Source organism: Herbaspirillum sp. YR522 (genome assembly GCF_000282575.1).
Classification (GTDB): Bacteria; Pseudomonadota; Gammaproteobacteria; order Burkholderiales; family Burkholderiaceae_D; genus Herbaspirillum.
Map to the genome: position 1 here is coordinate 1 of NZ_AKJA01000116.1, position 22,327 is coordinate 22,327.

A 22,327-nucleotide genomic window follows, 5' to 3' on the forward strand; every position below is an offset into this window, starting at 1 on the left:
TTGCGGCGGCCGCCAGCAACTGGCGGTCCGTCATGTTGCGCAGTTCCCAGTTCCACTCGCGGATCGCCTCGAAGCGCAGGTTGAGCTGATAGAACCGCAACGAGCGCTTGAAGCCGGCGTTCTGCGAATACACGGCAACCTCGCCGGCGCCCGGCGGCACAGGCCCGGGCGGCACGGAAATCTTCTGCCCCAGTTCTTCCAGCGCCAGCTGGCCGTAGAAACTGAAGTTGCCGGCGATCGATTCGAACAGGCGGCGTGCCGCATCGTTCTGGCCGTCTTCGCGCAGGGCGCGGCCCAGCCAGTAGACCCAGGTGATGTCGTTGCGCAGCCCCACCGGCATGCCCTCGATGGTGCGGCGAACGGTTTTCCAGTCGCCTGCGCGCAGGGCCATGCGCACCTTCCACTGCATCGCGTCCTGCGACAACGGCGCGTCCTGGGCCCGGCGCCAGTAGTCTGCGGCTTCCGGGGCCAGCTTGTAGGACGCCGCCAGCGCGATCTGCGCCCAGGCCAGGGCCACTTCCTGGGTGGTCATCTGGCGCGCGGCGCCGTTGAGATAGGTCGCCGCCTGGCCCGGGTTGCTCTTGGCGATACGCCCTAGCGCGATGATGTAGAGCTGATGGTTGGCCGCGCCCGTGCCCGGCCCCTTGGCCAGCATCAGCGCCGGCTTGTCCATCACCTGCGGCACGCTTGCCATGCCATTGTCGACCAGCACCGACGCCCGTCGCGCCACGGTGGTGTTGTTGTTCTCGGCGGCCTGGCGAATCTGGAACCAGACATCGGCCTGGCTGAACTGGCCGTTCTGGGCCAGGGTGGCGATCAGGTCGCTGCAGCCCTGGCCGAAGTCCTTGGGCGTGACCAGCAGGGCGCGTGCCTCATCGGCCACGTTGGCCCCCTTCAAGGCACGCGAATTGAGCGCGAAGCACTTGACCTGGGTGTCGTCGTCGAGCACGAATTTGGGATACTGTTCGTCGAACAAGGCCCAGTTGCCGGTCTTGCCCAGCGCCAACAGCCAGTCGTTGCGAAGGCGGTCGACGATCGCCTGGCCTTCGTAGCGATTCATGAAGTCGCGCACTTCCTGCTCGCTGGCGCTATAGTCGCGCACGCGCGGCTTGAGCCGGTAGTAGTCGACGTAGGATGCAAGGTCGTAACCCGGCAAGCGCGCCGCCAGTTCCTGGGCCAGGGCGACATTGTCGCTGGCGGCGGCGGCTCGAAGGGCCACGAAGACCTCGTCGGCCGATGCGTCGGGGCCGGGGCGCTTCTGCGCCTGCGCCGGCGCCGCCAGGCACAGCGCTGCACCGGCGGCCAGCGCCAGGGACGCCGCCAGCCGACGCAGGGTTTTGTCGAACAGATAATTCTTCAGACGCATTCTTGGACAACCTGGTTGAGTAATCGAGAAAAACAGACTAACTGATACATCAAAATGACGACACCAAGCATAGCACGCGACCCATTGCCGTCGCTGCCGCAAAGCAAGTCCAAATCGGCCTTGCGCGCCGATTTGCTGGCCTGCCGCCGAGCCCAGGATGAGGCCGCGCGGATCCGCGCCGACGCCGCCATTGCCGCACGGGTACTGGATTGGTGCGCCGCCACCGGGGTGACCAGCCTGGGGGTGTATCACCCGATCCGCCGCGAACCCGACCTGCTGTCGGCCTATAACGCGCTCAGCGCCCAAGGCGTGCACCTGTCGTTGCCGGTGGTGCTCGAGCGCCACGCACCGCTTGCGTTCCGGCGCTGGGTACCCGGCGATGCGCTCGACAAGGATGCGCTGGGTACGCTGGTACCGGCGGCCAGCGCCGAGGTGGTGATTCCGCAGGCGCTGTTGGTGCCGTGCCTGGGCTTTAACGCACAGCGCTACCGGCTGGGCTATGGCGGCGGTTTCTATGACCGCACCCTGGCCGGCACGCCGCGGCCGCTGGCCGTCGGGGTGTGCCATGCCAGCGGGCTGGTGGAGTTTGCGGGGGAGGCGCACGACGTTGCGCTGGACCTGATACTGACCGACCAGGGGCAATGGCGCTAGCCAGGTCGGGCCGGGTCGTCGCCAGTCACGCCGGGCAACGTCGCGGCCGGACCGCGCCGGCAAGGCGGCGTGACCGTCACCGGCGCGGTGGCTGCCCGCACGGCACCGGCGGCATCAGCCGCCCTTGGCCAGCCGCAGGTCTTCGATGGTGCGAATGCAATCGCGGCCGGCCGCCTTGGCCAGGTAGAGCGCCTCGTCGGCTTCGCGCAGCACGTCTTCGGGATTATCGACCTGGCGTTGCGGCGCCACCGCCGACACCCCGATGCTGATGGTCAGGAAACCGGTGGCGCTGGCGGTGTGTTCGATCTCCAGCTTCTGGACCGACAGCCGGATGCGTTCGGCCACCATCAAGGCGCCTTCGAGCTTGGCACCGGGTAACAGCACCGCGATTTCCTCGCCGCCGTAGCGGGCCAGCAGGTCTTCCGGGCGCACGTTGGTGTCGCGAATGGCGCTACCCAGGCGGCGCAGCACCTTGTCGCCAGCCATGTGGCCGTACAGGTCGTTGTATTGCTTGAAGTAATCGACGTCGATCATGATCACCGCCAGCGACAGGCCGGTACGGGCGGCGCGGTTGAATTCCTCGTTCAGGCCGCGCTCGAACTGGCGGCGGTTGGCAAGCCCCGTCAGCGCGTCTTCCAGCGCCAGCCGCGCCAGCGTCTTGTTCATCTCTTCCAGATGCACGCGCGCCTCGTCCAGCTCGACCTCGATATTCCTGCGTTCGGCGATCAGCGCATTGAACGCGCCCTGCACCTCGCCCAATTCGTCGGCCCGCACCTCGCCGGGCAACTGCTCCAGCGTCTTGTCCTGGCGGATGCGCTGGATATGCGCATGCAACCGCTGCAGCGGCTGCAGCAGGCGCGATACGAACCACCACGACAGCAGGCCGGCCAGCAGCGTCAGGATGGCGGCGACCAGGATCGCCCGGTTTTGCATTGCGGCGATCGCCGCATAGGCGTCACGCGCCGGGTAATGGGCACCGATGATCCAGTCGGTGGTGCTCATGCGCTTGAAGGCGTACAGCGCCGGCTCGCCATCGCGGTCGGGGCTTTCCATGCTGCCTTCGAAACCCTTGAGCGCGGCCTGGCTGGCGGGGCGGCTGCCACCGGCGGCATCCACATGCTGCAGTACGCGGCTCTTGTCCTTGTGCTCGATCACGGTGCCGTCACCGGCCAGGATGAACATGCTCCTGCTGTTGCCCATCTGCACGCTGGTGAATTGGCCCAGGAAGTTGTTTTCCTTCAGGTCGATGCTGCCCACCAGCACCATCTCGACCTCGCCGCGCGCGCCCAGCACCGGCTCGGTCATCAACACCACCGGGCGGTTCGACATCTTGCTCAGCAAAGGCTTGGAAATGATGCCCTTCTTCGTCTTGAGGGTCTGCTCCAGGTAATCGCGACCGGTCAGGCTGACACGATTGGCCTGGGATGGGTCGACCAGGTTGGCCAGCACGCTGCCATTGCCGTCGACCACGCTCACATTGAAGAACTGGGCGGTCAGCGACAGGTGCTGTTCAAGCAAGCGCTGCAGTTGCACGCTGTTGTGCCGGGCGCTGTCGGGAATACCTTCGGCCAGCAGCCGCAGGGCGATGCGGCGGTCTTCGAAGCCGGCATCCAGGGCGGCGGCGGTGAGTCGGAGCGCGGCAAACTGCTGCCCGCCCAATTCTTCGCGCATGTCACGCCGGATGACGAACAATGAAACGGCGGTGACGACGATGGCGGTGACGACCACCGCGACCACCACGGCCAGGGCCAGGCGGGTTTTGAGTTCCAGGTTCAGGCGCGACATAGGCTAGACGTTCTTCCCCGGGGGCAGTCCGTCCCCCCCATTTTTCTGTTTTACTTCCTTGCCCTTGGCAGCTGGATAACCACCGCAGGCCGATGACCACGCGAAATGCTACAGGCTCGCGCGGCGACATGCAAACAGCGCGCAAGCCGCGGGCCTGCGCTGTGCCGTTTTATCCACGCTCTCAGATCACCTGCAGTGCCCGCAACAGCGGTAGCCGGGTGGCGGCGAACAACCGTGCCTGCAACGCCAGCTCGCCCAGGTTCTCGGCCTCGCTCTCGAGCCGCACCCCATCGCGCACCAGCTTCTTGCCCTGTGCCGAAATATGCTTCCAGACCACCTCCGGCCAGCCGGCCACGTCGTCACCGCGTTCCAGGAAGGCCAGCAGGAACAGTTGCTCGATGCGGTCGACCGACACGCCGCCACCGGTGACGGGGCTGACCAGGTGGCCGACGTCGCCTTCGCTGCCGGCGCCGGCCGCCAGTCGCGCCTTGTGCAACAGGTGCAAGTTCAGGGCACGGGTGCGCCGGTTGATCTCGGCGCGCATGGCGGCATCGCCCTCGGCCGGCACCGGAGCGGCGTGGCCGGTGCCGATCAGCATCAGGGCCGAGTCGATCACCTGCTGCAGGTTCAAGTTGCGATGCGCCAGGCTGGCCGCCAGGTCGACCAGGGTATGTGGCTGGTAGTCGCCCAGCGCCTGCAGGATAGGCTCATAGATCAGCCGGTTCAGGGTGATCTCGGAGGCCACGTTTTGCACCGTCAGCGGTACCTTGTCCGGCTCGGTCAGCAACACGATCGATTGCAGGGCCAGCGCCTGCACCCGTTGCCGGTCTTCCATCGGTTGCGCCCCGCGTACCCAGTAATCGCGCCGGAACTGCTGGTTCACCATGAAGTCGCGCACGCTCTGCTGCTGCACCGGGTCGGCGATACCTTGCATGAACTGGCGCTGCGCCGGCGTCAGGTTGGCCATGTCGAGGTGGTCGGCGTAGTGCGCGGTGCAGGCAAAATCGAGGCCGATCGACGACAGCCGGGCGTGCACCGATGCGAACGACTCGGCATGCCAGTCGCGGTTGAAGTATTCGTGCGCCAGGTAGCTGCGCGGCTGCTGCTGCAGTATCTTCAGCCGGTCGCGCATGAAGGGATTGGCCTGGGCATAGACCGGATCGGCGTCGAACATGCTGGCCGCGAAGTCGAGCGCGGCGTCGATGCGTGCCGCCGTGGGCACGCCCTGTTCGTCATTGCCGGCTTGCAGCGTGTGCTGCATCAGCAGGTCGCGCAGCGGCATGAACGCGGCCCAGCCGGGCTGCGTGTTATAGCTGATGTACAGCACGCCGCCCGGCTTGAGCTTGCGGTCGATGAAATCGAAGATGATCGCGCGGTTCTCGGCCGAGACCCAGCTCCAGACGCCATGCAAGGCGATGAAATCGAAATCCGGCAGGTCGCTGCGGCGGCAGAAACGCGAAAAACTGGAATCTTCCAGTTGTGCGCCGGCGCCGGATGCGGCCGCCAGTTCCTGCGCGAAGGCCGCCTGCATCGGGTTGAAATCGTTACCCCACCAGCGGGTGGCGGAGCCGGCGGCGTGGAAGTTGGTCGACAGACCCTGGCCGAAGCCCAGCTCACAAGCCGTCTGCACCACCGGCGCCTGCAGGCCGTAGCAGGCAAAGGCCAGCGGCAGGCGGGCCGGGTTCATGCCGGGGTAGTAACCGTAGGTATAGGCGATGTCGAAGACGTAGCCGTCATTCCAGTTGTTCAAGGGGGTGCTCCGGGCGGTTGGCGTAGCGTTGATGTTATTGATCTAGTCGGGCTCGCCCGCGGTGCCGCGATCGGCATAGGCGGTATATTTGCGTGCGCTTGCCCGCGCCAGCTGCACCGGGTACTTGCGGGCGTTCAGTTCCAGCTTCTCCAGCACCGCCTGGTGCAGGTCGACCCCGGTGTGGTCGGCCAGCTGGATCAGGTACACCAGCACGTCGGCCATTTCGTGCCGGATGCCGACGCGGGCGGCGTCATCGAGTTCATGGTCGGCGCCGGTAGGCAGCCACTGGAAGTGTTCCACCAGCTCGGCCACCTCGACCGACAACGCCATGACCAGGTTCTTGGGCGTGTGGAAGCGCCGCCAGTCGCGTTCGTCGCTGAATTGCCGCACACGCTGGCGTAGATCGGACAGGTCGGAGCGCTGCTGTGCTGGATTCATGGATGGCAATGTTGGCGTGGATCAAGCGATCACTTTATCACCATCGGCCGTCCAGGCTGGTCCGGTGCCGCGTCGCAATCATCGTAAAGCTTGACCTGCGACAGCCATCGTCGCGACCGATTGCGGCACAATGGGCAGCTCAACCTTACCCGAGCCGAAAAAACCATGCGCCTGTCCACCCTGCCCCGCTCCACCGCCCGCCTGTGGCTTTGCATGCTGGGCCTGTGCGGCCTCGTGCTGGCAGGTTGCGACCGGTCGGTAGAGCGCGAACTGGCCGAGCATGAGGCGGCCCAGACCTCGCTTGGCGTGACCCCGAGGGAATTCTCGCAGCGCTTCAACCAGCAGTTGCCCGAGGTGCTGGCCGCACTGCAGGTAGGCGAGCCGGCCCACATGGCCCGGCTCTACCAGATCGATGACAGCAGGCTGCATCCGGGCAAGTACGAATACGTGCTCGAGACCACCGTGGGACCGGCCCAGACCACCGTACTGGGCACGCTCGACAAGAAAGGACAGTTGCGTGCCGTGGGCATCCTGCTGACCGCGCGGGGATCGGCCGCGCGCGATGAGTTCCTGATCTGCGCCGAAAGCGCCGCGCGCAGCTTCGTGACGGGCTCGAGCGCCAGGCTCACGCCGCTGATCAAGCGCATGACCGGCGTGGCGCTGGACAACCCGGGCCAACGCATGACCGAAGTTGTCGAGCGTCAACTTCTGTCGGTCGAGATCGTGCCGCAAGGCCTGCTGTTCCAGGTACAGCCCCAGCAGTGACGTAACCTGTAATCAAGTATCAATTTGCACCTCATTTCCGCGCATGGCAGCCGGCGGGCACAAGGCAGACTTGAAATGTGTTGGAAATTCTCCAACAATGGCTTGCCAGGTCATTCGGCAGCAGTCTTCGCGGTGGCATCCATATCAATAACAAATTCATCATTGCCTTGCAGCACCACTCATCCTTTGCATGATGCCGTCGGCATGACGACGGTTTAGTTGGGAGCCGCGGCCTTCCGGGGGGAATGCCGCCGCGGTATTCATAACAATGGGTGCAGGGTCTGGCCGCCAGTACGGTCGCCCTCGCCCCACAAGGGGAAGCGCATGCGCAAAAACCTGCCGGTTACCGACGTCGAGCGGCTGCTGGAAGATGGCAAGTCGATCGTCTCCAAGACCGATCTCCAGGGCAACATCACCTACGTCAATCCCTACTTCATCGAGATCAGCGGGTTCGAAGAACCCGAGCTGATCGGCGCGCCGCAGAACCTGGTGCGCCATCCCGACATGCCGCGCGAAGCCTTTGCCGACATGTGGGCCACTCTCAAGGCCGGGCTGCCGTGGAACGGACTGGTCAAGAACCGCTGCAAGAACGGCGATTTCTACTGGGTCCAGGCCAACGTGACGCCGGTACGCGAGAGCGGGCGGGTAGTCGGCTTCATGTCGGTGCGCACGCGGCCCGCGCGCGACCGCATCGAGGCCGCCGGTGAGCTGTACCGGCGCTTTTCCAGCGGCGATGCGCGCGGCCTGCGCATCCATCGTGGTACGGTGCAGCGTACCGGCATCGGCGGCTGGCTGCAGGGGATGGGCGACATGTCGATTGCGCGCCGACTGGCGTTGATCATGAGCCTGCTCACCCTGCTCTTCGTGGCCGGCGGCGTCATCGCCGGCGAGGCCGTGCAGAAGGCCGGCGGCAATCCCTGGCCGGTGTGGGCCGGAACGGCCGTGGCTGAACTGGTGGTGCTGGGGTGCTGGGCCATGCTCCACGCCAGTATCGTCAATCCGCTCAAGCAAGCCATCGGCGTGGTACACGGGCTGGCCGGAGGCGACCTCGAACTGCGCGTCGACACCAGCGTGCGCGGTGACCTCGGGCTCCTGCTGCAAGCCCTGCAGCAGCTCAATGTGAACCTGCGCTCCATCATCGGCGACGTGCGGCACAACATCGAATCGATGTCGCTATCGACCCAGGAAATCGCCAACGGCAACATGGACCTGTCGACCCGCACCGAATCGCAGGCGTCGAGCCTGGAGGAAACCGCCTCCAGCGTCGAGCAGTTCGCCGCCACCGTGCGCCAGAATGCCGACTCCGCCGCCAATGCGGACCGCCAGGCGGCGGCCGCCTCCGAGGTGGCGCAGCGGGCCGGCGAAACGGTGCGCCGGATGGGGTCGACCATGCATGAAATCGATGCCTCCTCGAACAAGATCGTCGACATCATCAGCCTGATCGACGGCATCTCGTTCCAGACCAATATCCTGGCGCTCAATGCTGCCGTGGAAGCGGCCCGCGCGGGCGAACAGGGTCGCGGCTTTGCGGTAGTGGCGGCCGAGGTGCGCACCCTGGCGCAACGCTCGGCGGCGGCCGCCAAGGACATCAAGGGCTTGATCGCCGACTCCAGCGGCAAGGTGCGCGACGGCACGCAACTGGTACAGGAAACCGCTACCGCGATGGACGAGATCTCCAAGGCGGTGCGCGACATGGCCGTCACCATGGCCGAGATCACCACGGCCAGCCAGGAACAGAGCGGCGGAGTCGACCAACTGAACGTGGCAATCAATTCCATCGACGAGACCACCCAGCAGAACGCGGCACTGGTCGAACAGGCCGCGGCGGCGGCGGCCAACCTGAGCGAGCAGGCGGGCCGGCTGATCCTGGCGATGTCGGTGTTCAAGATCGATGCCGTGGCCCGCGCCACGCCGGCCGCTGGCGTGGTGTCGACCCGCGCCCCGGCGCGCCAGGCGTTGCACGCCCAGCAGCGGGCATTGCCGCCGTGAGCCTGGCAAGCACACCGCCCGGGCGCCGGCTTTACAGACACTTGCACATCTTTACGCCCTCACCCCGGGTTGCCGGGCTGGCGCCGGGACTGCGCTTGCTATGATGAAGTGGTGGGCGCAAGTCGCCCGCGACACGCGCGCACGGCGCCATCACCATCATTTCCACGGGGAGTCCAGCATGAGCATTTCATCCGTATCGTCCGGCAACAGCAGCCTGTACAACACGGTCATCCAACCCATCAAGAACGTGGTCAAGGAAGTCGGCGACGACATCGGCGACGCCTACGACAGCACCGTCGACACCATCAAGTCGGCCGCCACGTTGGTCGGTGACGACATCGCCGCCGGCTTCAAGAAGATCGGCAGCATCATCGACACCAGCGCCTGACCCTGGCTTGGTCGCCACCCCGCAACGCAGGCGGCGACCTGGCTGTCGCCTTGGCTCGGCGCCAGGCGCCCGGGGGCGCCGCCCCGGCCAGCCGTTACAATGCCGGTCTTCCCTGCCCCTTGCCGGAGACCGACCGCCATGCTGCTGCACTACATCTACCTGATGGCCATTTGCGCCGAAGCTGCCTCGGGCGCCCTGATGGGCATACGGCGCGACATGGACATCTTCGGCCTGTGCCTGATCGGCACCGTGGCCGCACTCGGCGGCGGCAGCGTGCGCGACATCCTGATCGGTCACTATCCCCTGAGCTGGGTAGCGCACCCTGAATACCTCGCCTTCACCATCTGCGCGGCCATCGTGGCCGCCGTCGGTGCCCGGGCGTTGCATCGCTTCAAGTCGGCCTTCCTGGTGGTCGACGCCCTGGGGCTGGTGGCGTTTACCATCATCGGCTGCGACATCGCGCGCAGCTTCTCGAGCTTCCACCCGGCCATCGTGGTCATCCTGGGCATGGTCACCGGGGTATTCGGCGGGCTGCTGCGCGACGTGCTGTGCAACCAGGTCCCGCTGGTGCTGCGCCGTGAAATCTATGCCAGCGTGTCGCTGCTGACCGGCGCGCTCTATGTCGCCCTGCTCTGGCTCGAGCTGGACCCGCGCATCGCCACGCTGGGTTCGCTGCTGGTCGGTTTTTCGACAAGGCTGCTGGCGATCCGCTTCGAGTGGCAACTGCCGCGCATGGACAGCAAGCAGGTACGCGGCTTCGACTAGACCGGCGCGACGGCACCTGGACATTCGACCGACGGCGCGCGGCACAGGCCACGCAATGGCCCGGCGCGACATGATTTGTTGCAACTCCCTGACGGCGCTTAGCAGGCTTGCGGTATCCAATGACGCTTGCCTGACATAGACGTGGGGAATTGCAATGAAGAAAGTACTGAGCGTAAGCGCGGCGGTCCTGCTGGCACTGAGTCTGGGCGGCTGCGTGTGCGCGCCCTGGTGGTGCGGGCCCGGCCCGGGTGGCGGTGGTGGCGGCGGGCATGGCGGCGGCTGGGGTGACGGCGGCCGCGGCGGCCCGCGCTAGGCAGGTCGCGGCGGCTTCGGTCAGCTCCGGGCCAGCAGATCGACCAGGCGGTCGACGTCGATCGGCTTGACCAGGTGATGGTCGAAGCCGGCGGCACGACTCTTTTCCTTGTCTTCCTGCTGGCCGTAGCCGGTCACCGCCACCAGCAATGCACCGGCGGTCTGGGGCAGCTGGCGCAGCGCGCGCGCCAGTTCGTTGCCATCCATGTCGGGCAGGCCGATGTCGAGCAGGCAGATGGCCGGCGCGTGTTGCCTGGCATACCCGATCGCATCGCCTGCGGTGTATTTCGCGCTGACTTCATAGCCAGCCACCTGCAGCACCATCGCCAACGCATCGGCGGCGTCCTGGTTGTCGTCGACGATCATGATGCGCTTGGACGCCGGTGCCTGGGCTGCAGCGCCTGCGTGCGCGGCGGCAACCTGGTCGGCCGCCAGGCTGACCATGTGCGGCAACCGGATCGTGAAGCGGCTGCCCTGGCCGATACCGGCGCTGACGGCCTGCACACTGCCGCCATGCGACCTGACCAGGCTTTCCACCAGTGACAGTCCCAGTCCCAGTCCGCCTTGCGAGCGGTCTGCCGATCGCTCGGCTTGCGCAAACAGCTCGAACACGTGCGCCACCACATCCGGATTCATGCCGATGCCGTCATCGGTCACCTCCACCACCACCTCGCTGCCCTGCACGGTCATCGCCGCGCTGATGGCGCCACCGTTGGGCGTGTACTTGGCGGCGTTGTGCAATACGTTGGCGAACACCTGCACCAACCGTTTGTGGTCGCCTTGCACATTGATCTGGCTGGCGGGCATGTCGAGCGTAAGGGTGTGACCGCGCGAACGCATCATCGAGTCGACCTGCTCGACGGCTTCGCCCAGTACCTGGCGGATATCGATCAGTTCGCGGTCGAGCGTGATCAGGCCGCGCGTGACCCGCGCCACATCCAGCAAGTCGTCGATCAGGCTGGTCATGTGCTTGACCTGCCTGGCAATGATCTGGCTCGCCATCTTGACCTTGCCCACATCGGCCGAGGCCAGTGCCAGCAATTGCGCCGCAGCGCCGATGGGCGCCAGCGGGTTGCGCAGTTCGTGCCCCAGCATGGCCAGGAATTCGTCCTTGCGGCGGTCGGCCTCGTGCACCTCGTACTGGCGCTCTCGCGCGCGCACCGCAGCCCGCACGGTACTGACCAGCGTCGACGGGCGCACCGGGCTTTCGAGCAGGGTCAGGTTGCGCAGCCGGTCATGCGCATCGCTGTACCAGCGACCATCGTTGGCGATGCGGGTCAGCACCAGTACCGGCAGGTCGGACCAGGGCGGCTGGCGGGCAATGAAGTCACTCAATGCCGCCGACCGGTTGGGTGCCACCACATCGTCGGCCGTCAACAAGGCGCCGGCACCCCGCTGCAATTGCGTAAGTACCTCCGCCAGGTCCTTGCAGATGACGCAGTTCAGCCCGGCCTTCTCGAGGACGTGGGCGGCAAGCCGCGCATCTTTACCGAAAGGGGTGCAAATCAGTACACGACGTCCGTCCGCGTTATCTGCCATTGTCAGCGCACGCCCGTGGGGTATCCCGGATCGAACTTGGGCACGCCGGTCAATATGCCGCGGAACTGCCGCAGTACCGGGCCGATGTGGATTCCGTTGGCGCCGATGGACATGCGGCGGATGGTGCGCTCGTGCTGGCTGCCGCGCTTCTTGAAGACCGACAGCGCCTGTTGCACTTCGCCCTGCGACTCGAAGTAGCGCAGCAGCAGCACATTGTCGGCCAGGTAGGTGGCGTCGATGGTGGTTGTCATGTTGCCGCCCAGCATGCCTTGCTGCACGCCGATGAGCAGCGTGACGACGCCCCGCTGGCCGAGGTAGGTCAGCAGTTCGTGCATGTGGATCGACAGCAGTTTCTCGTTGGGCATGGCCTGCAGGAAACCGTTGAGACTATCGATGACCACCACCTTGGCGCCATCGTCGGCAGCCCGGCAGACGCGGTGCACGAATTCGCCGGGGGTCAGTTGCGCCGGGTCGATCTGCTGCACCTCCATCTGTCCATCGTGCTGGTGCTGGCGCAGCGACAAGCCCAGGCTGTCGGTGCGGTTGAGCAGATTCGAGGCCGATTCCTCGAACAGGAACAGCGAAGAGCGCAGGCCCTGCTTGAGACAGGAATGGATGAACTGTGCCGCCAGGGTCGACTTGCCGGCACCCGGCGGCCCGGCGATCAGCGTGCTGCTGCCTTCCTCGATCCCGCCGCCCAGCATCACATCGAGTTCGTCGATGCCGCTGGAAAACTGCATCGGCGTCAGGCTCTCTCGCGTCTCGGCCGCGACCAGGCGCGGAAACACCACGATGCCACCGTACTGGATCTTGTAGTCGTGCAGACCTTCGCGAAAGGCGATGCCGCGGTACTTGACGATTTCCAGCCGGCGCCGCGTGCCGCCGTAGTCGGTGGCCATCCGCTCGAGCGAGATGACACCATGCGCGATGCTGCGCACCTGCAGGTCGCCTTCGCTGGCGGTGCGGTCGTCCAGGAACAAGGTGGTGCAGGCGCGGGTGGCGAAGAACTGCTTGAAGGCCAGCACCTGGCGCCGGTACAGCAGCGGGTTCGATGCCAGCAATTGCAGTTCGGACAATGAGTCCAGCACGACCCGCACGGGCTTGAGCGCCTCCACAATCGACAGTACCTCGCGCGTGGTGGTGCCCATCTCGACATCGCTGGGATCGAACACACTGTATTGCTCGTCGGGGTCGAGGATATTTTCCGATGGCAATACTTCGTGAATGTTGACCCCGTCCAGCGTCCAGCCATGCGCGGCGGCGACGGCCTTCAATTCGACTGCCGTCTCGGACAGGGTGACATAGAGCACCGACTCGCCCCGGCGAGCGCCCTCGATCAGGAACTGCAGCGCCAGGGTAGTCTTGCCGGCGCCGGGCGAGCCCTCGAGCAGGAACAGGCGGTCGCGGGTCAAGCCGCCCCGCAGTACATCGTCGAGGCCGGCGACGCCGGTGGAAAGAAAGGAGTTGCTATCGGAATTTTGTGCGAGCGTCACGATGAGGTCTCCCCCGTTGGCAGCGAGACGAATTTTTTCATCAGTCGCTGGTTTCAATAATGTTATTTTTGCAAGACAATGCTGCGGGGCGCACATCGATCGGACTGGGCTGGCCGCGGGGTCGATCCGGATGATCCGGTCGCCACCCTCAACATGAACGGCCGGGCAATTTTATCTGCTTTCAAACAACTCGATGCAGTCTGACCAATATCGACCTGGACCGTTCGGCTTCGTACGCGCAATTTGTGGGAGAGGAAAATAGTGTTATCTTGAATTGTCGCCTTTGAGCGACGTTATTTTGAATTTTTCGTGCGTTTTCCACTCTATATGGTCGATTGCAAGAATAATAATTTTGTTGCCTCCTTTATAAAGTTTCACCATGGGAAACACTTCACGCGCTACGACAACGGTACTGGTCGTAGAAGACAATGTTGACGCACGGGAAGTCTTCGCCTACACCATCAGGATGCACGGCTACCTGACGCTGGAAGCCGGCAACGGAATCGAGGCATTGCAGCGCCTGGGGGAAACCCCGGTCCAGTTGATCCTGACCGACTTCCGGATGCCCGAGATGGATGGCCTGCAGATGGCGTCGGCGATCAAGCAAACGCCCGGATATGCGGCGATCCCGATGATCCTGTTGACCGCCACCCCGCTGGCGGACAAGCACGCCATGCTCAAGGAATTCGAGGCGGTGCTGCTCAAGCCCTGTTCGGTCGATGAGCTACTGGCAACCGTAGACAGGGTGGCCGGCTTTTCACCCTCCTGAAAACCAGCGCCCCACAACGCAAAAAGCCCACCAAACTGGCGGGCCGTTCATCTATTAATGCTGGATTATCTGCCGACCCATTCTATCTGAGTGGTGTCGAGCGCAGAAACCGCCCACGCTATCGTGCGAGGTGCCGTCTCCAATACAGGTGTCGTTTGGTCTCTTGCATCATTGCGCATGATGCCGGGACGAAGGACTAACAAATTATTTGCTTCACAGGACCAGCCTGTGATGGACCAACTGAACCATTTCCCGCCAACCCGTGCTATCTGCACGGTGTCAACAGCCGGTAAGCGTTGGACCACGCCCTGGATAAATCCGGATTTATCGAAGGCGGTGCGCATCGGCGCGATGCCCGGTCTAGTCTATCGATCCTTGCCATCTGCAAGGTACCGATCTGCGGATTTCCGAAGACCAGGAAGGCGGCGATGCTGATGTTGCTGTGCTCTTATCGGCCGGAGCCGACAAGAACTTTAGGCGATCACCTGGATGTTGCTGGCCTTCTCGCCCTTGGGACCGACGCTGCGTTCGAACGACACGCGCTGGTTTTCGGACAGGCTGCGAAAGCCGTTCGATTGGATGTCCTGGAAGTGGGCGAACAGATCTGCGCCACCTGCATCAGGAGTGATGAAACCGAAACCCTTGGCATCGTTGAACCACTTGACCACACCAGTTTGGTTGCTCATGAATATTTCCTTCAATTTAATAGTAGAGGCACATGCCTGAAAGGCACTCGAAACCAAGAAATGAAACCGAAGGAAAAAAGACAGGACGACTAGAAGGGAGAACAACAGTCATGCGGAATTGGGACCAACCAGAAACGACTTGATGCAAGTGCAGACCGAATTATAACTGAAACATGGGATTAGAGTACGCCTTGATGAAAAAAATGTATTTGTCTCACTACATCATGCCAGCGCAACACCTTGCTTCCTACTCGCCCCCCCCCTCGTTACTGACCTGCATGCAGCGCCCGTTAGTCGATAGTGGCGACCTGGACGTTGCCCGATGACTCCCCCTGCGTCAGGCGGCCGGATCACTGTGAACGACCTCAATCACGCACCTTGCCGCGCATCGACTTGATCTCGCCGCGCTGGGTCTTCGATTGCAGCCGTCGGCGTTGCGAACCGCGTGTAGGACGCGTCGGTCGCCGCATCACCGGCACATGGGTCACCAGCCTCACCAGTTCGTGCAGCCGCTGCAACGCGTCGGCCTTGTTCATTTCCTGGCTACGGTGTGCCTGGGCCTTGATGATGACCACGCCTTCCTTGCTGATGCGCTGGTCCCGCATGGCCAGCAGGCGCTGCTTCACCTCGTCCGGCAAGGACGATGCGCGGATATCGAAACGCAGGTGGATGGCGCTCGATACCTTGTTGACGTTTTGCCCACCCGCGCCTTGCGCGCGGATGGGGGTCAGTTCGACTTCTTCGTCGGGGATGAGGAGGGCTGTAATGAGCGTGTTTCCATTCCAAAAGACCATATTCTAAAGGCTGTGGATGTGTCCATCGGTCCTGCGCCAACCAACCGGGCAGCGCCAGGTCTCGCGCCTGGCGACCATGGGCGACATGCCGTTACCGCATGGCCGCCCGCGCCTCTACCTCGAATGCCGGCCGGGTTGGAACCATGGCGTTGTCGCCGCTACCCATGCACAGGAGGCGAGCGTCTGCCGCAACGGGCCATGCTATCCGCCATGTCCCGACCAGAACCAGAAAAACTCCATGCGCCTGCAACCGTTCACTCCAAATACCTCGGCACCTGCTGAGCCTGCCAGCACCGCCAACGAGGCAGCAAACACATCGGCTGCATCGGCCAGCACGCGGCCATCGTCACAAACCAGACATGCATCGGCCATTGCATTGCGTCCCAGGAACGGCACTGCCCAGAGGATGCAGGCGTTCCTCGCCCAGCAAGCCAATGCCCCTTCAAGCCAGGTGTCGCGCCAATCCGAAGCCCGGCAGACCGTCTTCGACCTGGTCAAGCTGACCAACGAGGCGCCTTCAATCTATCCGGCCGAATTGATCGGTATCGCCGGTAACGGCGGTGTCGGCCATGCCGGGGTCGAACTGCGGCTGGACCGTTTTCTTGGCGCCTTCGCCAACGGGACGCTGGAAGGTTTTCTGGCAGAACAGCATCAGCACGGTACGGGCGCGGAGCATCAATTCGTGTCGGATGCCGCAACGCTGTTGGACAAGTTCAAGACGACCGGATTGAACAGCGACGAACAACTCGTCTTGCTTACATGGATTCGTCAGCAATATGGCGCGCCTGCAGGAAGTTACGTGGCGTCCCACATCACACCGCTTATCGCAAACTGGGCGGAGCGCGCCTCCGAGTTCGACCACCGTGACGATTTCGCCGAGCTATTGAGCAACACCCTGTGCGCCGTGCGTGCAGAAACGGTTCAGCGTGGTCACGCCACCTTGCTGCAGGTCCTACGCAATACGATCACGCAATATGAACTTCGAAAGGCGCCGCGTAGCCATGACGAAGTCAATGAAATGATGCGTCAGTTGGAAGAATTCCCGGCCGGTCATGCAGTCTCCGGGCGACGCCTTCGATTCGTGATGGAGTGCGTCTGCGAGGCCATGCAAGACGATGCCCAGCTTCTGGTACCGAATGCAAAAGCCGCCTCGGACGCGCCCCGCGACACCAAGCGCATGCCCAATGATTGCGCCATCCAATGGGCCGCGCGCCTGCGCGACATGGCAAAATCCACTGCAGATCCGGGGCTGAAGAAAGCGTGTGAAAAAGAATACGACACCATACTGGAGCATTTCCTTCGACACGACCTGAGCTTCGAATTTACGCGCGCCTATTTTTCGGCCGCGCGCTCGTCGATGCACACGCTCGGTTGCCACAGCCTGATGCGGCTGGCCGATGATCTGTTGCGCCAGTTGCCGGGCCCCGAGCACGATGATTTCGACCGCGACAAGAGCGAAATCGTCTTCAAGACAGCCTTGCATGACAATCCCTACGGCCGTGTATTCGGCACCCTGCTCTGCAAGAGGATCCAGGACGCCCCCTCGGACGACATGCGCGCCACGCTGTCGCGGATGAGTGAGTGGCTGAGCGACTATATCTTCCCGGACCAGCATCCCGACGAACAAGGCCGCCCACACATCGTGTTGTCGCAAGGCGATACCGACCTTGTGAAGGCGCTGCGCGATGAACTCGGCGCAAATGAACTCAACTGGCGCCGCCGTATGCCGGGCGCATTGTACGACTTCCTCGATTCGCATGGAGATGACCCGGATGATGTGGAAGAAGCCGTTGCGGCGCTGGTGGGCTATCTGAACGATGTCGCCGAGGAGCCGGAGAGCATCGACTTCATCGCCCTTCCCCACCTGATGTTCAAGGCCATGGTGGTGGACCCGCGCGACGATGCGCCCTGGGTAGAACAGCGCGAGCAGCAGTATGCCGAACTGGGCACGATACGCCAGCGTCTGGTCATTCGCGACGACCAACCAAAAGCTATTCGTACGCTTGCCAATCACCTGTATCACGAAGAGGGTTCGATCGGTTCTGAACAGCTCGATGCCATGCTCGATACGGCAGACGACCTGCAGGATATGCTGCGTCAGGCGAGTCGTCGCGATGCCGTCGTCGGTATTACCCTGGCGCACCAGCCTCCTGCCGTACAGGATAACTGGTTGCTGCCCGCGCCTCGGCCGTCGAACGCTGTCATACCGAATTTTTCACAGCATCCGATCAGGCTCAACGATCGGCTGGAGATCGCCCCGGACGACCCGGCCATTCCCAATTACTTCAGCGTGATGGAAAAGAACCGGCTGCGTCACGGCGAGGCGTTCGGCACCGATCTGTCGGGTGTCTGCAATTACTTCCTGCATCCGCTTGCCCATGCCAGCAAGCATGGCGCCCCATTCGACTTTCGTGCGGTACTCAATGTGGTCGCCATTTATCTGAACCTGGACGGCGGGCACGATCCCTCGGAATGTTATGGCGTGGCGCGCCTGCTCGATGGCAAGGAAGAAGGAAAACTCGATCTTGGGCTGGGCCTGGGTGATAACTCACCCGACGCGCACTTCGTGTTTGATTACCATATGATGGAAGATCCCGCGCAGGCAAACATGCAAGCGCATTTCCGCAAGGCGTTCGAGCAGGTGCTCGACTACCACGACCGGTACAGCCATTACGCGCAGTCCGATTCGTCGTCGCGTTGAGCAGCTTGCTGAGCCTATTCCGTGTCAGATGGCGTCGGTTTTTCCGCGGTATCGCCCTGTTTCGGCCCTTTCCGGGAGCGTTCCTGTCCGCGCTGGCATGCCTCTAACTATCGGCACACGCTTCTCCAGCAGCGGGCCACCTCGGGGGCCCCACCGCATACGAGCCCGTGCCGTTGCCTCATCACCATAAAGCCGCGTAAAATGCCGGTTCCGCGGGTGTAGCTCAATGGTAGAGCAGAAGCTTCCCAAGCTTAAGACGAGGGTTCGATCCCCTTCACCCGCTCCAGATTGCATGCTGCCAAGCCCCGTACCCGGTGCGACGGTCCTCGCCGCGCTCTTCGATTCTCGAGTCATTCATGTCAGAAAACAAATCCGGCAAGCCGCTGTTCTACGATCCCAGCGAACGCCGCATCCGTAGTTTCGTTACCCGCACCGGTCGCGTGTCCAATGCGCAAGAGCGTGCGCTGGAAGAACTGGGCCCCAGGTTCGCGATCCCCTACGCCAAGCAAACGCTGGACATCGACGCCGCCTTCGGGCGCACCGCCCCTACGGTGCTGGAGATCGGCTTTGGCATGGGCGAGACCAGTGCCAGGATCTCGGCACTGATGCCGGAGAAGAACTTCATCGGCGTCGAAGTGCACACCCCGGGGGTGGGCAGCTACCTGAAGCTGATCGACGAGGGCGGGCTGACCAATGCCCGCATCATCCAGCACGATGCCGTGGAAGTGCTCAACCACATGATCGCGCCGGGCACCCTGGCCGGCGTGCACGTATTCTTTCCCGATCCCTGGCACAAGGCGCGTCACAACAAGCGCCGCCTGATCCAGGGGCCGCTGGTGCAATTGCTCAGTTCGCGCCTGGCCATCGGCGGCTACCTGCATTGCGCTACCGATTGGGAAGAGTACGCGATCCAGATGCTCGAGGTGCTGAGCGCCGAACCGACACTGAAGAATACGTCGACCGATGCGTCTGGCTATGCGCCCCGGCCGGAATATCGTCCGACCACCAAGTTCGAGAACCGTGGTCTGCGACTCGGGCATGGGGTGTGGGACCTGGTGTTCGAGAAGATCGCCTGAACGCATCGGCCCGCAGCACGAAAAACGGCATGCCCTTGCGGGACATGCCGTTTTTCCATGGCGGGTGGCATGACACTATTTCAGCTTGAACACCGCCACCGCGCGGTTCAAGCACCAGGCCTGCACGCCTTCAACCTAAGCTGGACGGCAGCGTCGGCTATCAACCCTGCTCTTGCGAGAACGCCGCAATCAACGCAATCAACTGCGCGCCATAGGTCTCGAGCTTCTTCTCGCCCACGCCGGTGACGTGGCGCAGGTCGTCGATCGAGGACGGCCGCGCCTTGGCGATCTCGCGCATGGTGGCGTCGTGGAAGATGACGTAGGCCGGCACGTTGTGCTCGCGCGCGGTCTCGACCCGCCACCAGCGCAGCTTGTCGAACAAGGCCTGCTCCTGCGGCGTAAGGTCGGTCTCGACGAAGCCCGAGCGCTGCGTGCTGCTGCGCTTGGGCCTGACCGGTTTCTGGTATTGCCGCAGCTGGATCTTCTGCTCGCCCTTCAACACCGGTCGCGCGGCGTCGGTCAGCTTGAGCGAACTGTAGTTCTCGTGGTCGACCGTGAGCAAGCCGATGGCGATCACCTGGCGCAACAATGCGCGCCATTCGGCCTCGCCCACATCGCTGCCGATGCCGAACACCGACAGCTGGTCATGACGCCATTGCTTGACGCGGTCGCCATCGATGCCGCGCAAGACGTCCAGCACATGCCCGGCGGCAAAGCGCTGCTCGACGCGATACACGGTCGACAACAGTTTTTGCACCTGCACGGTGGCGTCGAACGACACCGGCGGCGACATGCAGATATCGCAGTTGCCGCAGGGCGTGGCTTGCTGCCCGAAATAATTGAGGATGCGCACCCGCCGGCAATGCATGGTTTCGCATAGGCCCAGCATGGCATCGAGCTTGGTACGCAAGACGCGCTTGAAGTCTTCGTCGGCTTCGGACTCTTCGATCATGCGCCGCTGCTGCACCACATCCTGCAGGCCATACGCCATCCAGGCATCGGCCGGCAGGCCGTCGCGGCCGCCACGACCGGTTTCCTGGTAGTAGCCCTCGATGCTCTTGGGCAGGTCGAGGTGGCAGACGAAGCGCACATCGGGCTTGTCGATCCCCATGCCGAAGGCCACCGTGGCCACCATCACGATCTTGTCCTCGCGCAGGAACCGCGACTGGTTGGTGCTGCGCGCCTGGGCATCCATGCCGGCGTGATAGGCCAGTGCGTTGAGGCCCTCGCTGCGCAGGAACTCGGCGGTCTCGTCGACCTTCTTGCGCGACAGGCAATAGACGATGCCGGCATCCTCGGCGTGCTCGCTCTTGATGAAATCGAGCAATTGCTTGCGGCCGTTGCCCTTCTCGACGATCTGGTAGCGGATGTTGGGACGGTCGAACGACGAGACGAACTGCTGCGCCTGCTCGAGCTGCAGGCGGTGCACGATCTCGGCGCGGGTCTGGGCGTCGGCGGTAGCCGTCAACGCGATGCGTGGCACCTGCGGAAAACGCTCGTGCAGGATCGACAGCTTGATGTACTCGGGACGGAAGTCGTGCCCCCATTGCGAGACGCAATGCGCCTCGTCGATGGCGAACAGGCCGATCTTGATCGAGTCGAGCAGGTCCAGGCAGCGCTGCGTCATCAGGCGCTCTGGCGCCACGTAGAGCACATCGAGATCGCCCTGGCGCAGGCGGCGTTCGATCTGCATCGCCTCGTCGAAGCTCTGGCTCGAATTGAGGAAGGCGGCGCGCACGCCGACTTCGTCGAGGGCGTCGACCTGGTCCTGCATCAAGGCGATCAACGGCGACACCACCACCCCTACCCCCTCGCGCAACAGCGACGGCACCTGGTAGCACAGCGACTTGCCGCCGCCGGTCGGCATCAATACCAGCGCATCGCCGCCGCTGGCCACGTGGCGCACGATCTCGCCTTGCTGGCCGCGGAACGACGAATAGCCGAATACCGTCTCCAGCACGTGCAGCGCACGTTGCGGCAACGGGGTATCGGCGGGCAGGGTATCGAAATCGACCATGGAATTTGATTCGGTAGATGAGTCTATTGCAACCAGCCGTAGCCGACGGCCACCAGCAAGAACACGCCGAGCCCGGCGCGGTAGACGATGAAGGGCCAGGTGGAAAAACGCTCGAGGAACCGCATCAGGCCCCAGATGGCGGCGAACGCCGACACGCTGGCCACGACCAGTCCGAACAGCAGGATACCCCAGGCCTGCAACGGAATATGCGCATGCCACAGCTCGACCAGTTCCTTGAGGCCAGCCAGCGCGATGGCCGGCAAACCCAGCAGGAACGAAAACCGCGCCGCTTCTTCACGCTTGAAATTGAGCAGCAACGCCGCCGTCAGGGTGGACCCGGAGCGCGATACGCCGGGAATCAAGGCGCCCACCTGGGCCACGCCGACGATCACCGCATCGCGCAGGCGCATCTGCCCGACCGTGCGGCGATGGCGGCAAGCCACTTCGGCCAGCCCCAGCAGCAGCGCCATGGCAATGCACGACCAGCCGATGACCGTCAGGCTGCGCAGCGGCGAGCCGCAGGCATTGAGCACGTGCGACAAGGCCAGCCCGGCGATGCAGATGGGGATGGTGGCCAGCACGATGGCCAGGCCCAGGCGCAGCATCGGGTCGCCGAAATCGCGCCGGCGCCAGGCGGCCAGGCTGCCACCGGTGACGGCGGCCACGTCGCGCCTGAAATAGGTGATCACGGCGGCCAGCGCGGCCATCTGCATGGCGGCCGAGAAGGCCGAGCCGGGGTCATGCCAGCCGAGCAGCGCCGGGACGATGCGCATGTGCGCCGTGGACGAGATGGGCAGCAGTTCGGTGATGCCCTGGACGATGCCGAGGAAACCGATTTGCAGATAGCTGAGCGAAGCGAAGCCGATATCGAGGCCGGCGCTGCAGACATTGGCCATGGGAAACTCTTGGGTCTGGAATTTGGCGATGCAATGATGACGCCGGAGGCATCGAGGCGACCGGCCGGAACAACAGGAGCGACACTATAGCAGGACTGCGGAGGAGGATAGGCGCGCCCGGCGCATCGGGCGGGCGCGCCATCGGGT

The 22,327-nt window shown here is 63.7% G+C and carries 19 protein-coding genes and 1 tRNA gene; 10 read left to right on the top strand and 10 right to left on the bottom strand.

Going from position 1 to position 22,327, the window contains the following annotated elements; all coding sequences use genetic code 11:
* A partial coding sequence (locus tag PMI40_RS15720; protein WP_008117268.1) for a hypothetical protein occupies positions 1–1,366 on the bottom strand: 1,366 nt, incomplete at its 3' end.
* Positions 1,367–1,420: 54 nt separating this feature from the next.
* Between PMI40_RS15720 and PMI40_RS15725 the strand changes: the two genes are divergently transcribed.
* On the top strand, positions 1,421–2,017 hold the full coding sequence (locus tag PMI40_RS15725; protein ID WP_008117270.1) for a 5-formyltetrahydrofolate cyclo-ligase: 597 nt from the start codon (positions 1,421–1,423) through the stop codon (positions 2,015–2,017).
* 114 nt (positions 2,018–2,131) lie between these two features.
* On the opposite strand, the gene PMI40_RS15730 is transcribed toward PMI40_RS15725, so the two are convergent.
* The 3 genes from PMI40_RS15730 to PMI40_RS15740 all read right to left on the bottom strand — a co-directional run bounded on the left by PMI40_RS15730 (position 2,132) and on the right by PMI40_RS15740 (position 5,990).
* Complete coding sequence (locus tag PMI40_RS15730; protein WP_008117272.1) at positions 2,132–3,802, bottom strand: diguanylate cyclase; 1,671 nt, start codon at positions 3,800–3,802, stop codon at positions 2,132–2,134.
* 181 nt (positions 3,803–3,983) lie between these two features.
* Positions 3,984–5,552 (bottom strand): methyltransferase regulatory domain-containing protein, encoded by a 1,569-nt coding sequence (locus PMI40_RS15735; RefSeq protein WP_008117274.1) that lies wholly within the window; start codon positions 5,550–5,552, stop codon positions 3,984–3,986.
* Between the two features lie 42 nt (positions 5,553–5,594).
* On the bottom strand, positions 5,595–5,990 hold the full coding sequence (locus PMI40_RS15740) for a nucleotide pyrophosphohydrolase (protein WP_008117276.1): 396 nt from the start codon (positions 5,988–5,990) through the stop codon (positions 5,595–5,597).
* 165 nt (positions 5,991–6,155) lie between these two features.
* Here PMI40_RS15740 and PMI40_RS15745 point away from each other — a divergent pair, with 165 nt between their 5' ends.
* From PMI40_RS15745 to PMI40_RS24290, 5 genes are all read left to right on the top strand, one after another.
* Positions 6,156–6,755, top strand: coding sequence for a hypothetical protein (locus PMI40_RS15745; RefSeq protein WP_008117278.1), 600 nt, complete (start codon positions 6,156–6,158; stop codon positions 6,753–6,755).
* Between the two features lie 324 nt (positions 6,756–7,079).
* Positions 7,080–8,744 (top strand): PAS domain-containing methyl-accepting chemotaxis protein, encoded by a 1,665-nt coding sequence (locus tag PMI40_RS15750; RefSeq protein ID WP_008117280.1) that lies wholly within the window; start codon positions 7,080–7,082, stop codon positions 8,742–8,744.
* 178 nt (positions 8,745–8,922) lie between these two features.
* Complete coding sequence (locus tag PMI40_RS15755; RefSeq protein WP_008117282.1) at positions 8,923–9,132, top strand: hypothetical protein; 210 nt, start codon at positions 8,923–8,925, stop codon at positions 9,130–9,132.
* Positions 9,133–9,270: 138 nt separating this feature from the next.
* Positions 9,271–9,897 (top strand): trimeric intracellular cation channel family protein, encoded by a 627-nt coding sequence (locus tag PMI40_RS15760; RefSeq protein ID WP_008117284.1) that lies wholly within the window; start codon positions 9,271–9,273, stop codon positions 9,895–9,897.
* Between the two features lie 154 nt (positions 9,898–10,051).
* Positions 10,052–10,210, top strand: a complete 159-nt coding sequence (locus PMI40_RS24290) for a hypothetical protein (RefSeq protein ID WP_008117286.1) — start codon at positions 10,052–10,054, stop codon at positions 10,208–10,210.
* A gap of 20 nt (positions 10,211–10,230) precedes the next feature.
* Here the strand turns inward: PMI40_RS24290 and PMI40_RS15765 are convergent, their stop codons facing one another.
* Together PMI40_RS15765 and PMI40_RS15770 are read right to left on the bottom strand one after the other, a co-directional pair.
* Complete coding sequence (locus PMI40_RS15765; RefSeq protein ID WP_008117288.1) at positions 10,231–11,748, bottom strand: ATP-binding protein; 1,518 nt, start codon at positions 11,746–11,748, stop codon at positions 10,231–10,233.
* 2 nt (positions 11,749–11,750) lie between these two features.
* Positions 11,751–13,241, bottom strand: a complete 1,491-nt coding sequence (locus tag PMI40_RS15770) for an ATPase domain-containing protein (RefSeq protein ID WP_008117290.1) — start codon at positions 13,239–13,241, stop codon at positions 11,751–11,753.
* Positions 13,242–13,620: 379 nt separating this feature from the next.
* On the opposite strand from PMI40_RS15770, the gene PMI40_RS15775 reads away from it, so the two are divergent.
* Positions 13,621–14,010: a response regulator gene (locus tag PMI40_RS15775; RefSeq protein WP_008117292.1), complete on the top strand. Its 390-nt coding sequence runs from the start codon at positions 13,621–13,623 to the stop codon at positions 14,008–14,010.
* 473 nt (positions 14,011–14,483) lie between these two features.
* On the opposite strand, the gene PMI40_RS15780 is transcribed toward PMI40_RS15775, so the two are convergent.
* Both PMI40_RS15780 and arfB read right to left on the bottom strand, forming a co-directional pair.
* Complete coding sequence (locus PMI40_RS15780; RefSeq protein ID WP_008117294.1) at positions 14,484–14,696, bottom strand: cold-shock protein; 213 nt, start codon at positions 14,694–14,696, stop codon at positions 14,484–14,486.
* A 365-nt stretch (positions 14,697–15,061) separates the two neighbouring features.
* A complete protein-coding gene (gene arfB, locus PMI40_RS15785) occupies positions 15,062–15,490 on the bottom strand; it encodes an alternative ribosome rescue aminoacyl-tRNA hydrolase ArfB (RefSeq protein ID WP_008117295.1) in 429 nt (142 codons plus the stop codon).
* A 238-nt stretch (positions 15,491–15,728) separates the two neighbouring features.
* On the opposite strand from arfB, the gene PMI40_RS15790 reads away from it, so the two are divergent.
* The 3 genes from PMI40_RS15790 (at position 15,729) to trmB (ending at position 19,267) form a co-directional block, all read left to right on the top strand.
* The gene (locus tag PMI40_RS15790; RefSeq protein ID WP_157221575.1) at positions 15,729–18,191 is read left to right on the top strand and encodes a hypothetical protein; all 2,463 of its coding nucleotides are present in this window, start codon (positions 15,729–15,731) and stop codon (positions 18,189–18,191) included.
* A 212-nt stretch (positions 18,192–18,403) separates the two neighbouring features.
* Positions 18,404–18,477, top strand: a tRNA-Gly gene (locus tag PMI40_RS15795).
* 70 nt (positions 18,478–18,547) lie between these two features.
* Positions 18,548–19,267, top strand: coding sequence for a tRNA (guanosine(46)-N7)-methyltransferase TrmB (gene trmB, locus PMI40_RS15800; RefSeq protein WP_008117299.1), 720 nt, complete (start codon positions 18,548–18,550; stop codon positions 19,265–19,267).
* 160 nt (positions 19,268–19,427) lie between these two features.
* Here trmB and recQ read toward each other — a convergent pair whose 3' ends face one another.
* Entirely contained in the window at positions 19,428–21,284 is a 1,857-nt protein-coding gene (recQ, locus tag PMI40_RS15805; protein ID WP_008117301.1) for a DNA helicase RecQ, read from the bottom strand.
* Between the two features lie 23 nt (positions 21,285–21,307).
* Positions 21,308–22,180, bottom strand: a complete 873-nt coding sequence (locus PMI40_RS15810; protein ID WP_008117304.1) for an undecaprenyl-diphosphate phosphatase — start codon at positions 22,178–22,180, stop codon at positions 21,308–21,310.
* Between the last annotated feature and the right edge of the window lie 147 nt (positions 22,181–22,327).

Bases quoted from the DNA above. Each gene is read 5' to 3' on its own strand.
- PMI40_RS15755 (WP_008117282.1), top strand. From the start codon at position 8,923: ATGAGCATTTCATCCGTATCGTCCGGCAACAGCAGCCTGTACAACACG.
- PMI40_RS15750 (WP_008117280.1), top strand. From the start codon at position 7,080: ATGCGCAAAAACCTGCCGGTTACCGACGTCGAGCGGCTGCTGGAAGAT.
- PMI40_RS24290 (WP_008117286.1), top strand. From the start codon at position 10,052: ATGAAGAAAGTACTGAGCGTAAGCGCGGCGGTCCTGCTGGCACTGAGT.
- PMI40_RS15780 (WP_008117294.1), bottom strand. From the start codon at position 14,696: ATGAGCAACCAAACTGGTGTGGTCAAGTGGTTCAACGATGCCAAGGGT.
- PMI40_RS15740 (WP_008117276.1), bottom strand. From the start codon at position 5,990: ATGAATCCAGCACAGCAGCGCTCCGACCTGTCCGATCTACGCCAGCGT.
- PMI40_RS15810 (WP_008117304.1), bottom strand. From the start codon at position 22,180: ATGGCCAATGTCTGCAGCGCCGGCCTCGATATCGGCTTCGCTTCGCTC.
- PMI40_RS15725 (WP_008117270.1), top strand. From the start codon at position 1,421: ATGACGACACCAAGCATAGCACGCGACCCATTGCCGTCGCTGCCGCAA.
- PMI40_RS15790 (WP_157221575.1), top strand. From the start codon at position 15,729: ATGCGCCTGCAACCGTTCACTCCAAATACCTCGGCACCTGCTGAGCCT.
- arfB (WP_008117295.1), bottom strand. From the start codon at position 15,490: ATGGTCTTTTGGAATGGAAACACGCTCATTACAGCCCTCCTCATCCCC.
- PMI40_RS15730 (WP_008117272.1), bottom strand. From the start codon at position 3,802: ATGTCGCGCCTGAACCTGGAACTCAAAACCCGCCTGGCCCTGGCCGTG.
- PMI40_RS15760 (WP_008117284.1), top strand. From the start codon at position 9,271: ATGCTGCTGCACTACATCTACCTGATGGCCATTTGCGCCGAAGCTGCC.
- trmB (WP_008117299.1), top strand. From the start codon at position 18,548: ATGTCAGAAAACAAATCCGGCAAGCCGCTGTTCTACGATCCCAGCGAA.
- PMI40_RS15765 (WP_008117288.1), bottom strand. From the start codon at position 11,748: ATGGCAGATAACGCGGACGGACGTCGTGTACTGATTTGCACCCCTTTC.
- recQ (WP_008117301.1), bottom strand. From the start codon at position 21,284: ATGGTCGATTTCGATACCCTGCCCGCCGATACCCCGTTGCCGCAACGT.
- PMI40_RS15775 (WP_008117292.1), top strand. From the start codon at position 13,621: ATGGGAAACACTTCACGCGCTACGACAACGGTACTGGTCGTAGAAGAC.
- PMI40_RS15745 (WP_008117278.1), top strand. From the start codon at position 6,156: ATGCGCCTGTCCACCCTGCCCCGCTCCACCGCCCGCCTGTGGCTTTGC.